Source organism: Gemmatimonadota bacterium (genome assembly GCA_026387915.1).
Lineage (GTDB): Bacteria > Gemmatimonadota > Gemmatimonadetes > Gemmatimonadales > Gemmatimonadaceae > Fen-1231.
On the sequence record JAPLKS010000017.1, the window covers coordinates 415,693 to 431,109 of the forward strand.

At 63.4% G+C, this 15,417-nt stretch carries 12 protein-coding genes; 3 read left to right on the forward strand and 9 right to left on the reverse strand.

The window, feature by feature from the left end; all coding sequences use genetic code 11:
- Window positions 1-2: 2 nt before the first annotated feature.
- The 4 genes from NTZ43_11515 to NTZ43_11530 all read right to left on the reverse strand — a co-directional run bounded on the left by NTZ43_11515 (window position 3) and on the right by NTZ43_11530 (window position 4,845).
- Window positions 3-1,733: a BamA/TamA family outer membrane protein gene (locus NTZ43_11515; GenBank protein MCX5767841.1), complete on the reverse strand. Its 1,731-nt coding sequence runs from the start codon at window positions 1,731-1,733 to the stop codon at window positions 3-5.
- A 176-nt stretch (window positions 1,734-1,909) separates the two neighbouring features.
- On the reverse strand, window positions 1,910-3,289 hold the full coding sequence (locus NTZ43_11520; GenBank protein MCX5767842.1) for a sigma-54 dependent transcriptional regulator: 1,380 nt from the start codon (window positions 3,287-3,289) through the stop codon (window positions 1,910-1,912).
- Window positions 3,290-3,316: 27 nt separating this feature from the next.
- Complete coding sequence (locus NTZ43_11525; GenBank protein MCX5767843.1) at window positions 3,317-3,631, reverse strand: hypothetical protein; 315 nt, start codon at window positions 3,629-3,631, stop codon at window positions 3,317-3,319.
- A complete protein-coding gene (locus NTZ43_11530; GenBank protein MCX5767844.1) occupies window positions 3,628-4,845 on the reverse strand; it encodes an ATP-binding protein in 1,218 nt (405 codons plus the stop codon). The genes NTZ43_11525 and NTZ43_11530 overlap by 4 nt, the downstream gene beginning before the upstream one ends.
- 502 nt (window positions 4,846-5,347) lie before the next feature.
- Here NTZ43_11530 and NTZ43_11535 point away from each other — a divergent pair.
- A complete protein-coding gene (locus NTZ43_11535) occupies window positions 5,348-7,231 on the forward strand; it encodes an NYN domain-containing protein (protein ID MCX5767845.1) in 1,884 nt (627 codons plus the stop codon).
- 103 nt (window positions 7,232-7,334) lie between these two features.
- Here NTZ43_11535 and NTZ43_11540 read toward each other — a convergent pair whose 3' ends face one another.
- From NTZ43_11540 to tdh, 3 genes are all read right to left on the reverse strand, one after another.
- Window positions 7,335-7,994: a hypothetical protein gene (locus NTZ43_11540; GenBank protein MCX5767846.1), complete on the reverse strand. Its 660-nt coding sequence runs from the start codon at window positions 7,992-7,994 to the stop codon at window positions 7,335-7,337.
- Between the two features lie 143 nt (window positions 7,995-8,137).
- Window positions 8,138-9,346 (reverse strand): glycine C-acetyltransferase, encoded by a 1,209-nt coding sequence (locus tag NTZ43_11545; protein MCX5767847.1) that lies wholly within the window; start codon window positions 9,344-9,346, stop codon window positions 8,138-8,140.
- Window positions 9,347-9,413: 67 nt separating this feature from the next.
- On the reverse strand, window positions 9,414-10,442 hold the full coding sequence (gene tdh / locus NTZ43_11550; protein MCX5767848.1) for an L-threonine 3-dehydrogenase: 1,029 nt from the start codon (window positions 10,440-10,442) through the stop codon (window positions 9,414-9,416).
- Window positions 10,443-10,762: 320 nt separating this feature from the next.
- Here tdh and NTZ43_11555 point away from each other — a divergent pair, with 320 nt between their 5' ends.
- Both NTZ43_11555 and NTZ43_11560 read left to right on the forward strand, forming a co-directional pair.
- Window positions 10,763-12,400, forward strand: coding sequence for a metallopeptidase TldD-related protein (locus tag NTZ43_11555; protein ID MCX5767849.1), 1,638 nt, complete (start codon window positions 10,763-10,765; stop codon window positions 12,398-12,400).
- Window positions 12,400-13,791 (forward strand): TldD/PmbA family protein, encoded by a 1,392-nt coding sequence (locus tag NTZ43_11560; GenBank protein ID MCX5767850.1) that lies wholly within the window; start codon window positions 12,400-12,402, stop codon window positions 13,789-13,791. Before NTZ43_11555 ends, NTZ43_11560 begins: the two co-directional genes overlap by 1 nt.
- 339 nt (window positions 13,792-14,130) lie before the next feature.
- Here the strand turns inward: NTZ43_11560 and NTZ43_11565 are convergent, their stop codons facing one another.
- Both NTZ43_11565 and NTZ43_11570 read right to left on the reverse strand, forming a co-directional pair.
- Window positions 14,131-14,295: a hypothetical protein gene (locus NTZ43_11565; protein ID MCX5767851.1), complete on the reverse strand. Its 165-nt coding sequence runs from the start codon at window positions 14,293-14,295 to the stop codon at window positions 14,131-14,133.
- 206 nt (window positions 14,296-14,501) lie between these two features.
- Complete coding sequence (locus NTZ43_11570; protein ID MCX5767852.1) at window positions 14,502-15,278, reverse strand: hypothetical protein; 777 nt, start codon at window positions 15,276-15,278, stop codon at window positions 14,502-14,504.
- Between the last annotated feature and the right edge of the window lie 139 nt (window positions 15,279-15,417).

Sequence of the window (15,417 nt, forward strand, 5' to 3'; positions counted from 1 at the left end):
CGCTAGAACCGCCGTTCCAAACGAACGATGAATCGCGCGGGCTCGTGTTCGTCGCTCACCGGCTTAGCCCAGTACGCGCCAAAGCCACCAAAGTCGATGCCGATACCGAGGTCGGTCTTGTACGAGTTGAAGCTCGGCATCGCATCCTTGGAGTACGTCAGCGAGCCGTCTGCGGTCCCAACCTTCCAGCCGCGGCCCGCATCGGCGAACAGCACCCACTGGGTGCGGTGATTGAGGCCGGGGCGCCACCAGTCTTCCTCTGCATCGCTGCGCAGCGCCGACCATAAGAACCCAGAGCGCAACTCAACCTGCGCCAACGCCACACGATCGCACTGCGCGGGGGCACCGGCTTGCACCATACCGCCCGCGCAGGTCAGGATGTCAGGATGCCCACCGGTATCGCGAAAGTCGAAGCCCGGTAGCGTGCCGGGACCGCCGACGCCGAGTCGCCGTTGCGTCGGTAATGCATCACCGCTCATCCAGCCGCCCGCGGCCACGCGGAAGTTCAAGAAGAAGTCGGGCGCAATGCGATTGTAGCGGCGCACATCCGCAAACCCTCGCGTGTACGACACCGCTTCGGGTGTCGGCACGGCAAACGTCTGCACCGGCGCGCCGAAGCGCGTGATACGCCCCGCGCCTTTTTCCAACTCCGCCACCAAATACCAGCCGGCCCACGGCGAGCCGGTCTGCTCGCGCGTGTCGACCCGCAGACGCGTGGTGAGCAGGTGCATCGAACCGGGATCCATCGTCGGGTTCGCTCTCCACGGCTCATTGCCGCGCGTCGCCGACCACGGGTCGCCAGCGGCGCGATTGCGCCACTGCTCGTCACTGAGCCCAACGGTAAGATCCGCATCATCCGACGCCTGAAGGCGCGCATACAGCTGACCGCCGTGGCGCACATAGTAGTCGCGATAATCACGGTGGAGCAGCGCCGACGCGAGCCCCGTTTCGGTATTCCCCATCTGCCAGCTTTCCGTTGGCTCCACTACGTCGAACGCGCGCGCACCAATCGCCAAACCAATCGGCTTGCCGAACTGCACCTCAGCGCGCGCGTCGTGACCCAGCGTCTGATTGTCCCATTGGATGGGGCTCACAGTACGAACCACACCGAACGCCTCAATTTTGACCTTGCCCCAATCGGGCGTGCGCTGAAAACGCGGTCCAGCCACAAACGACCATCCCTCCACTCGGTTGTACGAGCGGGAGGCGACATAGAAAAAGTCGGTGAAGGCCTCACCGCGCCGGAACTCGTGCCGCACGCGATGTCGGGTCCACCACGACTCGTCGTACACCGGCTCACCGTCGGCCACCAAACGTTGCCCGTCGAGATGATAGCGGAGCAACTCGGCCTGCACGCGCATCTCGCCACCGATTTTCGCCGCGTCCTGACCGGCGAGGCTGCCCCCAACCACAATCACGTGCTGGCCCACCTCGGCGCCCGCCGCAAAGTGGACATCGGCGTTGATCGCCACCAAGGTGCCGGCAATCCGACCTGCCACCGTGACGGGGCCGTTGAGGACCGCCACATCGCCAGTGAAGATCGTGCCTGCCGGTACATCCAACGCGCCAGTCACCCGTCGCGTCGCCGCGGCGTTGTAACTCTCCACCGCACTGCGTGCCACCGACGACAATCGGAGCGCAGTGGTGTCAACGCGTTGCGCCGTTGCAGTCAGCGGCATCAGCGGGGCGCACGCAAGGCCAGCGAGCAGTGTGTATCGCAGAATGGATTTCATCAGGTAGTTCTCCAAAGGTGAACGGTCACCTGTAGCACAAGCACGGGCTGTGCCGCGTGTCCGCCCATCGCCTAAGTCGTTGTCCCGCTGATCATTCGTGCATGCCATCATCTGTGTTACGGTGGTCGCCTGTGTCGCTTTGCGTGAGACGTACCGTGTCACTTCGCGCGCCACCTTCACGCATCGCCTGGCGCAATAATCCCGAGCCGCTTCATGCGGCGGTACAAGTTGGGACGATCCGTGCGCAACCGACGCGCCGCCTCAGCGACCACGCCGTCTGCCGCTTGTAGCGCGCGATTGATCAGCAACTTCTCATGCTCGTCGAGTGCGTCGCTGAGCGTGAGCTCTGGCTGCGAAAGGGCAGGGAGCCGCGGCGCCGACACCCCGTCGTGGCCTAACGGCAATACTGCCTCAACCTCGGTGGCACCAATCGTTTTTCCGGCGTGCAATATCGAGAGCCGCTCGACGATATTGGCGAGTTCGCGCACATTGCCGGGCCACCGATGCCGTACCAAGTAATCCACCGCCTCACTCGTCCACGTTGGCGCTTGCTGTCCCGATCGACGCCGCAAGAGCGCCGCGAAGTGAAGGACTAACGCGGGAATGTCGGAGGGCCGTTCGCGCAACGGCGGTACAGGCAGCGGAATCACATTCAGTCGGAAATAGAGGTCCTCGCGGAACTCTCCCTCTTGAACCGCGCGCGCCAAGTCGCGATTCGTCGCGGCAAGAATGCGCACGTCAATCTTGATCGGCCGGCCGCCGCCGACGCGTTCAATCTCCCGCGCCTCAATGGCACGCAACAACTTCGCCTGCGCTTCCGCTCCGAGGTCGCCAACTTCGTCGAGTAACAGCGTGCCGGTGTGCGCCAGTTCAAAACGGCCAATGCGCCGCTCGGTGGCGCCGGTGAAGCTGCCGCGCTCGTGTCCGAACATTTCGCTTTCCAGGAGATCGCGCGGAATCGCCGCGCAGTTCACCCGCACGAAGGGCCGGTCGCGACGCCCACTCTCCGCGTGAATCGCCGCGGCCACAAGTTCTTTGCCGGTGCCGCTCTCGCCCGTGATCATCACCCGCGCATCACTTGGCGCCACGCGCGTGATCATCGTTCGCACCTCGCGCATCGCGGGGCTGTCGCCCACCAACTCGCCGAGGAGCCCGAGGTCCGCGCGCAGTGCCGTGCGCTCGCGACGCGCCATCCGCAGTTCGAGGGCACTCGCGATCGCCAGCAGCACCCCTTCTGGCGACAACGGCTTCTCAAGAAAATTCACCGCGCCGAGCCGCGTGGCTTTCACGGCGTCCGCCAATCCCGCGCGGCCGCTCATCATGATCACCGGCAAGTCGGGAAACCGTTCTCGAAGCCGCTCGAGTACCGTCATGCCATCGAGCGTCCCGGGCATCATCAAGTCGAGGAGCACCAGGTCTGGCTCGAGTTCGTCGGCGCGCGCGAGGCCAGACGGCCCATCGTGCGCGTCACGCACTTCAAACCCTTCCGACGCCAACAACGCCCCCACCATCCGCCGGATGTTGGGCTCGTCATCAATAATGAGTAGCGACGGCATGAGTGAGTTCGAGAAAAATGTCGAGAATCAGACCGCGTCGCGGCGCACCGCGCCCGCGTCGAGTGATGACGCCTGGAGCGCATGCGCCGCATCCGGCGTGCGACGTTCCGAGAGCAGCTTCGTCGTGAAGCGCTGTCCCTCCGAAATGCGTTCGACTTCTATTGCCACCGATTCCAGCGATGCCTCAATCCGCGCGAGGCGAGCCGACAGCTCTGGATCGCTCGGCGGCAAATGCGACTGCGCGTCTTGCCGACGCACATACGCGCGCACAAGCGGAACCCCAAGGGCGAGCACCACCACCGTGCCGAAAAATGCGATAGGAATGATGATGTCTGCGTTCAAGAAATGGTCCCCAATACCGGCGGCGTTACCGGAAAGATGAGTCGAATCTCTGTTCCCGCTTCGGGCGAACTTTGCGCTTCCACGCGCCCGCCGTGGGCTTCCACGGTCTGCTTGACAATGGCGAGGCCGAGTCCGGTGCCCCCGGCCTTCATAGTTACGTACGGCTCCCAAATAGTCGTCACGCAATCGGCTGGAATGCCGGACCCCGTGTCGTGTACCGCCAGCATGAGTTCGTCTGCACCCACACGCACTACCCGCGCCTCAATCGCTCCGCCCTGCTGGCACGCGTCCACGGCATTGAGCAGCACATTGGCCACCGCACGACTGAGCGCGTCGTAATAGCCCAGCATCAACGGCAACGGCTCGTCGGCATGCAGTTGGAAGACCACCTGTTCCGGTATGGTCGTGCGCGCCGTCGTCTGCACCAACTCGCCAAGGTCTATCTCCGCCAACGGCCCTTCGGGCAGGCGGCCGAACTGCGCAAAGCTCCGGGCCATCGCTTCCAGTCGTGCCGACTCCACCTGCAACACCTCTACGGTGTCAGACAGCTCCGGCGGCACCGATCGTTTGAGCCGGTCTACGGCAAAACGGATCGGCGTCAGCGGATTCTTGATCTCGTGCGCCATCTGGCGCGCCGATTCCCGAAACGCCCTCAACCGCTCAGCTTCGATCGCAGCACGGCGCCCCGCGTCCAGATCAAGCGCCATCTGCCGCATCCCGTCGCGTAACAGCGCAAACTCGGGGGCACCGCGCGATTCCGTGTGCTCCGGCAATGCCCGCCCAGCACGGATTCGACCAGTCCACCCGACCAGTTCGTCGAGCGGACGGCTGAGCTGTCGGCTCAAATGCCCCGCCACTCGCGACGCCAAAAACGTCAGCAACGCCAACGCCACCACGCCGATCAACAGCATCGCCGGCACCAACTGGCGCGCCAAATACTCAAACCGGCGCGCTTGGGTCAGCGACATCGCCAACTCCCGCTCGTGATCCGCCAACACTCCCGCTTGCGCAGGGGAGAGCGCCCCTCGGCTTCGTGCCACCTCCAACGCCCGAGTGCCACTCGCGGCCGCGCTATCCCAAGCCGCCGTCCCGCTCATACGGGGAAGGAGACGCGCGACCGCCCCGCCCCATGCCACCGTCAGCAGAATGGCGGGAACGAAGGCAAAAAGCGCCAGAATAAGGAACAGACGGGACCGGAACCCGAGTCGCTTCACTGACTATTTGTACGGTGCGGGGAAGGGAAGGTTTCGCCTTGGAACTTACCGTCCCCCACGCCCCTCCGCCCCCTCTCCAGCCGGGGAGACGGTGACAAACGCCTATCGGGTCATTAGCTTCCTATGCACGATGCGCTGTGCGCGTCGATGATCGCCGGCGCTCAGAGGCGACGTCGATCACCGGCACGACCGGCGCGTCGATTGGACCACGGGGTTGTCGGCGTCTGCGCCATCACCATCCGCTGGGTCGCTGGCATCGCAAGGACGATGCGCGCCTAGCTGACCGGATGAGCGTGCTCGCCGCCCCTACACATCACAGGGCCTCCGAGCCGCCTCACGGGCGCTGCCGCGCATTTGGCGCGAAGCAGCCACCGATTGGCCGCTGGCCCGCCATCGGCGAGTTCGCCAGAGAGTCATGAAGTCACGTCATTCGCACGTCGTTCCATCCCGCGGGCCGGTTGCGCCTTTGCACCGCGGACCGCAGGCGCACGCCCCACAGTCCATGCTGCCGGGTGCCCTCGTTCCGCATCACGCGCCCAACGCCGCGCTCCTCATCGATTTCGACAACGTCACGATGGGGATCCGCTCCGATCTACAAACGGAGCTGCGCAACCTGCTGTCGTCCGACATCATCCACGGAAAGGTCGCCGTCCAGCGCGCCTACGCGGATTGGCGCCGCTACCCGCAGTACATCGTCCCGCTCAGCGAAGCGTCGATCGACCTCATCTTCGCCCCGGCCTACGGGTCGTCCAAGAAGAACGCGACCGACATCCGCCTCGCCATCGACGCCATGGAGCTCGTCTTCACGCGTCCCGAAATCGGCACGATCATCCTGCTCTCCGGTGACTCCGACTTCTCGAGCCTCGTTATCAAGCTCAAGGAGTACGGCAAGTACGTCATCGGCGTCGGCATCCGTGAATCGTCCAGCGACCTGCTCGTGCAGAACTGCGACGAGTACTACAGCTACAACGCGCTCGCCGGCCTCGTAAAGGCCAACGAAGAAGGCGGAGCCGACACCAAGTACGACCCGTGGGAACTCGTCACGGAAGCCATTACGCGTATGGTGCGCAACGGCGACGTCATGCGCTCCGATCGCCTCAAGCAGGTCATGCAGGAGATCGACAGCTCCTTCGACGAAAAGGACTTGGGCATTTCGAAATTCTCCAAGTTCTGCGCCGAAGCGGCACAGAAGGGACTGATTCTCGTCACCAAGCTCGAAAACGGGCAGCTCGAAGTGGCCCCCACGAAGGGCGCCGTCAAGAGCGGCGAGCCGGCGGCAACGCCGGCCCCGCGCCCAGCTGGCGCTGAAGTTGAAGAACGCGAAGGGCGTCGTCGCGGACGTCGCGGTGGTCGCGGTCGCGGTCGTCGCGAGCGTGAAGAGGCCACCGGAACCGCAGAGCAGGGTGCTGAAGTCGCTCCGGCTTCGGTGGAAGTGCCGGTCGCCGCGCCCGTCGCTGCCGTCGCTGCCGTCGCTGACGTCGCTCAGGCTGCCCTGGCATCGGCCCGCCCCGCTGGTCGTGGCAGCCGCAAGGCAGGCGCGGTCGCTGTCTCAACTCCCACGCAGCCGATCACCGCACCGGTCGTTGTCGTGGCTGTTGCCGTCCCGGCCGTTCCGGCCGTTCCTGTTGCGCCGGTTGCCGTTGACTCGCGCCGTCATCGCGAACCGCGAAGCGAGCGTCGCGAGCCGGTCGTGGTCAACGCCAACATCGGCCGCGCCGGCATTCGCCTCACGCGCGACGAAGCCTTTGCGCTCGTGCGCAACGCCGTCACGGCGCTCGTCACCGGCGAAGACGCGGTCGGCGCTGAACAGGTACGCCAAAAGGCGTTCGATCTCCTCGGCCGCGACAGCGAGAGCCTCAACGAACGCAACTTCCCGCGCATCCTCCGCGATGCGCACGACGGGGATGTTGTCGATCTTCGCAAGCGCGGTGATTCGTACGAAGTCGCGCGGTCCGCGACGGCCGCCAGCGTTTCCTCGCAGATCGAAGTGAAGGAAGCCGAGCTCAAGGCCGCCGACGATAAGGTCAAGGCCGCTGCCAATCCCCCCGCGCCCCGTGGCATGGTCGCACGTGGCGTTCCGAATCGCGGTGGACGCGGTGGAAAGGCTATGGCGCCGCCGCCGAACTTCCTGCTGATCGGTGTCGTCGAGTCGGCGTCGCCCAAGCCGGCCGCCGTCGTGACGCCGGTTGCCCCGGTTGCTCCGGTTTCCAGTGCCGCACCGGCCGCGGCTGAAGCACCCGCCAAAAAGACGCGCGCCAAGGCCGCACCCAAGGCCGCACCCAAGGCCGACGCACCTGCCAAGGCAAAGGCGCCGGCTAAGGCTGCCAAGGCCGACGCACCCGCCAAGCGCCCGGCGTCGAAGAAGAAGGGTGCCGCGACCGCCTAACGAACGGCGACCGCTGGCCCACCTGTCATCCGTGGCGTAAACGAAGAGCGGCGCGATCCCTAGGGATCGCGCCGCTCTTCGTTTTGTGCACCCTACGCGCCGACTACCACTTCTTATCGATCGACGACCCCGCGTTGTAGCGCACGCCCAGCGCCCACGCATTGGAGAATCCCTTGCCGTTGATCAGCCAAGTGCCGGCGCCCTGTGTCGGCATCACCGTGTATTCCACAAACGGTGCCCAGCGACGCCAGGTCGCCATCACACCAAACTGCCCAAAGAGCTTGCCAGCCGAACGCGCCTTGTTGATGCGCGTGTCAATCGAGTCCTTCGCGGCGGCGCTCGCAAAATAGGTGCCCAGCGGCGCGCTCTCGCGCACGTAGTTGAACGCATAGCCGAGGCCCACATACGGCCGCACAATATTGATGTTCGGGGTGAAGATCGTGACCGCCGCGCCCACGCGTCGGAGGTCCGTGATGCTCACCTGGCGCGCTGCGCCCGTTGGAAAATCGGTCACGGTGCTCACGGCGTCGAAGTACGACTGGTCCGTAAACACCCGCAACGCGAAGTTCGAGCGCGTAATTAGCCAGTCCGCGCCGATCGTCGGAGCGGTCGTCCGCGCGACGACCGTCGGGAACGACAGCTGGCCGCCATAGAGGCCCCAGTACCAAGAATCTTGCCACGAGACCGTGCTGGCCTGCGCCGCGAGCGGGCGCGCCAGAACTGCGGTAAGGGCGATGACGACGAAAGTTCGAAACAGGCGCATATGCTACACCTCGGAGGGGAGGACCGGCCGTCCATACGGCGCGCTCGGGCAACCCTTTCGGGCGGTCCGGTGGCTCACCTCTCGGACGAACCGCCGGTCGTTCGCGTCACGCGTGGCTCCCGTGCCGCCCGCGTGACACCGCCCTATTTCACGATGCCGACGCGCTCCGCCACCTTCCGAATCGCCCGTACGGCGAACTCGAGGTCCGCGCGCGTGTGCGCCGCCGACACCTGACACCGGAGCCGCGCCGTGCCCTGCGGCACCACCGGAAAGCCAAAGCCCGTCACGAAAATTCCTTCGTCCAACAACATGTCGCTCATCCGGATCGCGTCCGCTGTCTCGCCCACGATAATCGGCACAATCGGCGTTTCGCCGGCGAGCGGATTGAGCCCAGCCTCCACCAGCGCCTGCCGGAAGAACTTCGAGTTGTCGTGGAGCGTCGCCACTCGGTCCGGGTGCGCTTCAATAAACTCCACCGCCGCCAGCGCACTGGCCGCCACCGTGGGCGGGAGCGCGTTCGAGAACAGCTGTGGGCGCGAGCGCTGCGTCAGCATGTCGCACAGCGCCGCGGAGCCGGCCACAAACCCGCCGGCCGCACCGCCGATCGCCTTGCCCAGCGTACTCGTAATCACGTCCACCTCGCCAATCACCCCAAAATGCTCCGCGGTGCCGCGCCCCGTGGCGCCAATCACACCGGTGGCGTGCGAGTCATCCATGATCAGCACGGCGTCGTGGTCGCGCGCAATCTGCAGCAGTTCCGGCAGCTTCGCGATACTCCCTTCCATCGAGAAAATGCCGTCCGTCCAAATAAGACGGCGCTTCGCACCACTATTGGCGCGCAGTTTGGCCACCAGATCGTCGAGATCGCCGTGCGGATACACCGCCGTCGTGCACTTCGTGATCGCCTTGGCCAGCCGGATCGAGTCAATGATCGACGCATGGTTGAGCGCATCGCTCACCACAAAATCACCTTCCTCGACCACCGTCGCGGTCAGTCCCTCATTGGCGTTCCACGCCGACACAAACGACATCGCCGCCGGCGCTCCCACAAAACGCGCGAGCGCCTGCTCGAGTGCGCGGTGCACCGTGAAGGTGCCGCAAATAAACCGCACGCTTCCCGTGCCGGCGCCGTATTTTCGGATCCCCGCGATGCCGGCTTCCATCACCGACGGCTCGTCGCACAGGCCGAGGTAGTTGTTCGACGAGAGAATCAACACCTCGCCGCGCCCTTCCATCTTCACCCGCGCCGACTGCGGCGACTCGAGATAGTTGAGCGACTTGTAAACGCGATCCTTCTTGAGTTGCGTAATCTTGCCTTCAAGATCCGCGACGAAATTCGTATTGATGGACATGATGGATGCGGCAGGTAAACGGTAGACCGTCAACGGTTAACGGGTCACCGTTAACTCGCAGTTGCAGTTATGCGATTTCAAACACCACTTTCCCCGCTTCCCCCGCCTTGATCACGCGAATCGCCTCCGCGTGCGCCTCCAGCGGGAACCGGTGCGTGATCACCGGGCGCGGATCAAACTGACCGCTCCGCAGAAACTGCGTCATCTGAATCCACGTCTCGTACATCCGGCGTCCTACCACGCCGTAGACGGTGATCCCCTTGAAGATGATCTCCGAGGCGAGTTCAATGTCCAGCGGCTTGGACGGAATCCCGAGCATCTGCACGCGGCCACCCACCCGCACCAGCTTGAACGCCTGATGGATCGCTGCCGGCACGCCGCTCATCTCGAGCACCACGTCCACGCCAAGTCCGTCGGTCGCCGCGCGCACCGCGCGTTCGGCGTCCTGTGGTTGCACGGCGTCGTGCGCGCCCATCTGCGCGGCCAGCGCCAGTCGCGTCGGATTCACATCGCTTGCAATCACGCGGCTGGCTCCAGCCGCCTTGCAGATCCCCACCGCAAAAATGCCGATCGGTCCGCATCCCGTGATGAGAACCGTCTTTCCTGGCAGTTCCGTGTCGTGCAGCGCCGTATGGAACGCGTTCCCCATGGGGTCATGAATGCCTCCCACCTCAAACGACACCTCGTCGTCGAGGTGCCAGACATTCGTCGCCGGCATCGCAATGTACTCCGCAAAGCAGCCGTCGCGGTCCACGCCAATAATTTTTGTGTTCGGACATACATGCCCATTTCCGGTGCGGCACAGATGGCACCGTCCACAGACAATGTGCCCCTCGGCGGTCACGCGGTCGCCAACCTTTACATCGGTCACCAAGTTGCCGACCTCGACTACTTCACCGGCAAACTCGTGGCCCACGGTAAACGGCGGCCGACAGCGGTTCTGAGCCCACGCGTCCCATTCATGGATGTGGACGTCGGTACCGCAGACACCAGCGCGGCGAACCTTGATGAGCACTTCGTCGCCGCGAATGGCGGGGACGGGAACATCCATCAGCGTAAAGCCGGCGGACGGGGATGTTTTAACGAGGGCTTTCATATGTTAAACGTCGCGGGTGGCGCTGGGTGGCGAAAGTGGAGGAATCCCTCGCGCCGGTGCGCGGGTTTCCGGAGGGTGGCACCGCCCTGCCGGCCCCCCACCGATCTCTAAACGAGGAACTCCTCCACGACGTTGTCGCGATCTGCGCGCTTTCTGCCAAGACTCGCCCCTTCCCGTATCCGGCACGGTCAACTCATATTCAGCAATCAACCGTCAGTTCTGCCGCCGCGTTTCCCCCACCTGCGGCTCACCACGACCGAGATTCGCGACTCGGCCGCGCACTGTCTCCTCGTGGCCCGGTGCCCGGAGCGAGTGATTGAATGACCGATAGGCGCGAGTTCTTGAAGCATGCCGGTAGCGCCGGCGCCGCCATGGCCCTGCTGTCCACCTTCCCGCGTGGACTCCATGCCGCCCCGGCCGCCACACCCCAGAATCTCGATCGGTTCCTGAGTGGTATGAACGGTGGGAATAAGGAACTGATGATGGACGCGCTCAACGCCGCCAAGCTCGCTGGCGCGTCGTGGGCCGATGTGCGCATCGCGCGCTTTCGTCAGAACTTCGTCGTCACCCGCGAACAGCAGATCATCAACGTGGTCGACACCGACACCATCGGCTGCGGTGTGCGCGTGCTCGTCGACGGCTGCTGGGGCTTTGCCGCCACCCGCAATCTCACGCGCGACGCGGTCACCGCCGCCGCTCGCGAAGCCGCAGCCATCGCCAAAGCCAATCGTGTCGCGCGCGACCGCGCCGTGGAACTCGCCCCGGCACCTGCCTTTCCAAACGCCAAGTGGCAGGGCGCGTACTCCGTCGACCCCTTTGACGTGACCGTCGAAGAAAAAGTGGACCTCCTGCTCAAGACCAACGCCGAGGCCCTAAAGGCCGGCAAGGTGAAGTTCGTGAGCTCGGTGCTCTTTTTTGTGAAGCAAGACCGACAGTACGCCAACACCGACGGCTCCGTCATTGAGCAGAACTTCGTGCGAAGCTGGCCCCAAGTCGCCGTCACCGCTGTCGCGGATGATCGCAGCGACTTCCAAACCCGTCAGTCTGCAGAAGTCGCGCCGATGGGGCGGGGGTGGGAGTATGTGAAGGGCAGCGATCTTATGGGACGCGCCCGCCAATGGGGCGAAGAAGCCGCGCAGAAACTCACCGCCAAGTCGGTGGATGTCGGTCGGTATGATTTGGTGCTCCACCCCTCCAACATCTGGCTCACCATCCACGAATCCATCGGCCACCCGCTCGAACTCGATCGTGCGCTAGGCTACGAAGCCAACTACGCCGGCACCAGCTTCGTCGCACCCCCCGAAGACAAGCTCGGCAAACTGCGCTACGGTCCCGCCATCATGAACATCCAGGGCGACCGCTCGCAGGAAGGCGCGCTCTCCACCATCGGCTACGACGACGACGGCGTGCAGCCTGACGACTTCCTCATCATCAAGGAAGGGATGGTCAACGACTACCAGACCACGCGCGAACAAGCCCCGTGGCTCAAATGGTGGTATGACAAGCAAGGCCGGCCCACCCGCTCACACGGGTGCGCCTATGCCGACAGTTGGTCCAGCGTGGCCTTCCAGCGAATGCCCAACGTCTCCCTCTTGCCCGGCAAGGAAGACAAGACGTGGGAAGATCTCATTGCCGCCACCGACAAGGGCATCGCGATCATCGGCGACGGTTCGTTCTCCATTGATCAGCAACGCTACAACGCACAGTTCGGTGGCCAGCTGTTCTATGAGATTAAGGGCGGCAAGCTCGCCGGCATGCTCAAAGACGTGGCCTACCAGATTCGCACGCCGGACTTCTGGAACTCCCTCGACATGCTCGGCGGCAAATCCAGTTATCAGCTTGGCGGATCCTTCTTCGACGGCAAAGGACAGCCCGGTCAGTCCAACGCTGTCAGCCACGGCGCCGTGCCTGCCCGCTTCCGCAACGTCAACATCATCAACACGGGGAGGAAGAACTAATGTCCGCCCCCAAACGCCTCCTCGACGCCGTCACCCGCCTTTCCGCCGAACCCGAAGGGGTGCTCAGCCGCGAGGCTGTGCAGGCGCTGTGCGAGAAGACCGTCAAAATGTCCAAGGCCGATGCCGTCAACGTGAGCATCAATGGCGGCATCACGCAGAACATCCGCTTTGCCGCCAATCAGCTCTCCACCGCTGGTTCGATCGTCGATGCCACGGTAGTGGTGCAGTCATCATTTGGCGCCAAGCACGCCGTCGTCACCACCAACGATCTCTCGGACGAATCGCTCCTTCGCACCGTCCGGGCATCGGAACGCCTCGCCAAGCTCGCTCCGGACGATCCCGAAGCCATGCCCGAGCTCTCGGCGCAGCAGTACGACGCCGTCAACGCGTGGTTTGATGTCACCGCCAACAACTCGGCGGCGGACCGCGCCGGTGTGGCGCGTACCGCGCTCGACCCCGCACGGCAGGCCGGCGATGTCACCACTGCGGGCTTCCTCATTGCTGGCGCCGGCTACAACGCCATCGCCAACCAGAAGGGATTGTTCGCGTATTTCCGTTCCACGAGCGCGAATTATCAGCTCACCGTGCGCACCAACGATGGAACGGGATCGGGATGGGCCGCGGCCGATCATCCCGATTGGGCGCAGATTGATTACGCCGCCGTGGCACGTCGCGCGCTCGAAAAAGCGCGTGCATCACGTGCGCCGGCCAAAATCGAACCCGGCCGATATGTGGTCATTCTTGAGCCGCAAGCGACGGGAGACCTCGTTCAGCTCATTTTAAATTATGCCGATGCCCGCAGTTCCGACGAGGGTCGATCGCCCTTCGTGAAGGCCGATGGCGGTAACAAAATAGGGGAGAAGATCGTCGATTCTCGGGTCACTTTATTTTCTGATCCCGCCGATCCACAGTTGCGCTCGCAACCGTTCGATGGGGAAGGTTTCCCTCTGAAAAAACAACTTTGGATAGAAAACGGCGTGTTGAAGCAGTTGTACTATTCACGCTTCTGGGCACAGAAACAAAAGAAGATCGCGACCGGTGCACCAAGCTCGTTTAATATGTCCGGAGGCTCCAAAAGTGTCGAAGAATTGGTCCAGGGCACGGAACGCGGAATTCTCGTAACTAGGCTCTGGTACTTGCGCGAAGTCGATCCTCGTACAATTCTGTACACAGGATTGACGCGCGATGGCACGTTCTTAATTGAAAATGGAAAGATTGCGAAGAGCGTTTCGAACCTTCGGTTCAACGAATCACCGCTCTTCATGTTGAATAATCTTGAGGCGCTCGGACGGACTGAGCGACTCGCCGGGACTGAGCAAGGCGGAGCAGTGGCAATGCCGTCGATCAAAGTCCGGGACTTCAACTTCACGAGCCTCTCTGAGGCCGTGTAAGAACGGGGCCGCGGAAACGCGGTTTCGGACCCAGCGATCCACCGGGGGATCGCCAGGGATTTCACTCCTTCACAGGAGCTAGTACCATGGCTGCCAAGAAGAAGGCTGCAAAGAAGGCCACGAAGAAAAAGGCCGCGAAGAAGAAGTAGTTTCTTCGTACAGCGGGGAGCCGGCGCAAGCCGGCTCCCCGCTGTCGTTTAAGCGATCCCCAAAATCAAAAAGCCCCACGAGCGGCGCTGAGCGTATGAACCGGAAGAAAGAAACGCCCCAGAGCGAGCTCTGGAGCGTGTGTACGTTCTGGCGACGAGGGAGTGCGCGGCTAGGCCACGCTAGGCCACTCTAGGCCACCAGCTTTCCGTTTACTTCCGCCTCTTCTTCCTCGTTCACCGGCACCGGTCCCCACACGTATGCCGAAAAACGCGGCGTCTCTTCCGTGCGATTGCCCCCGGAAATAATGATTCCCATGGGCTCTTCATCCGCCTTGGCTCGACGCAGACTATCCATTGCATCCCTCAGGGCGAGCAGATCCGCTCGCCTTTCAATAAAGAAGTGAACTCAAAGCTTCGTCCATTAGACGTTGCAGGACGGGTGCCAGTTTCCAAGCATAGGTAAAGCTTTTTGTGGCAATGGGTTATAAACAAAACAGCCGGCCTGAAAAAGGCCGGCTGTTGCATTAAGACACGTCGTAAATTGAACTGTGTGTCAGTTCGTTACGCCATGGTTTTTCTTGCCACCAGCGTCTTCGACGCGCCGGGCTCAGGGACAAAGGACAAATCCCAGCCCACGTACTGCGCTCGGAGCTCCTCTTCGGTGATCGCTTCCTGCCCGGCGATGATCGTCTCGACGAGGTGCACGCCGCCGTCGGCCGTGGCGAGTTGGAGCGCGGCAATCAGCTTTGAGCGCTCCCGATCCGAAAGTCCGGCAAAGGCCGCCGGCGTAAACACCACCGCTGCCATCGGTCCCTCGGGAAGCCAGCGACTGAAATCCGTGGTCAGGCCAGTCACGCGCGACTGCAGCCCCGCTTCCTGCGCTGCGAGCAGCACACGTTCGACCACGTCGTGCTCAGGTTCGATGGCCGTCACCTGACAGCCATTGGCCGCGAGGTACAGCGCCGAACCCTGCACGCGCGCGCCGGAGACCACGACGTGTGCACTGAGCGACGCGGTGCCGAGTGCATGGGCGAGTGGCGTGTCGGACCGGAGTCCCCAGTATTCCGGGTTCTTCGGCTCCGATGCGTTTTTGAGCAGACGGCGGCGCCACGTTGCAAACGACGGAATCTTGAGGCGGCGCAAAATCAGGCGGTCGACCTCTGCCGCGAGAAGCACATCGCGCATCCCCAGCTGTAGCTCCGTCTCGAAGACCGCCTGGGCGGCGTCGGCAATGCCGCACAAATGCTCGCGCGACACGGACTCCTTGTACGCCTCAACCTCGCGGTCGACGTACAACTCATATTCGTGACGGAGTGAGCGTGGCGAGCGTGGCTGCATCGGGTGGCCGATCACGAGTGGGCGTGCTTGATCAAATCCAAGCTACACAAGATTTCTCTGCACTCAAAGAGAAAAGTTGTCCACACAACGACGGGATGGTCTCTGATGTGTGACGTGTCACGCCAGCGTCGCGTCACGC

Bases quoted from the DNA above. Each gene is read 5' to 3' on its own strand.
- tdh (MCX5767848.1), bottom strand. From the start codon at position 10,442: ATGAAAGCCCTCGTTAAAACATCCCCGTCCGCCGGCTTTACGCTGATG.
- NTZ43_11545 (MCX5767847.1), bottom strand. From the start codon at position 9,346: ATGTCCATCAATACGAATTTCGTCGCGGATCTTGAAGGCAAGATTACG.
- NTZ43_11555 (MCX5767849.1), top strand. From the start codon at position 10,763: ATGACCGATAGGCGCGAGTTCTTGAAGCATGCCGGTAGCGCCGGCGCC.
- NTZ43_11570 (MCX5767852.1), bottom strand. From the start codon at position 15,278: ATGCAGCCACGCTCGCCACGCTCACTCCGTCACGAATATGAGTTGTAC.
- NTZ43_11535 (MCX5767845.1), top strand. From the start codon at position 5,348: ATGCTGCCGGGTGCCCTCGTTCCGCATCACGCGCCCAACGCCGCGCTC.
- NTZ43_11515 (MCX5767841.1), bottom strand. From the start codon at position 1,733: ATGAAATCCATTCTGCGATACACACTGCTCGCTGGCCTTGCGTGCGCC.
- NTZ43_11560 (MCX5767850.1), top strand. From the start codon at position 12,400: ATGTCCGCCCCCAAACGCCTCCTCGACGCCGTCACCCGCCTTTCCGCC.
- NTZ43_11565 (MCX5767851.1), bottom strand. From the start codon at position 14,295: ATGGATAGTCTGCGTCGAGCCAAGGCGGATGAAGAGCCCATGGGAATC.
- NTZ43_11540 (MCX5767846.1), bottom strand. From the start codon at position 7,994: ATGCGCCTGTTTCGAACTTTCGTCGTCATCGCCCTTACCGCAGTTCTG.
- NTZ43_11520 (MCX5767842.1), bottom strand. From the start codon at position 3,289: ATGCCGTCGCTACTCATTATTGATGACGAGCCCAACATCCGGCGGATG.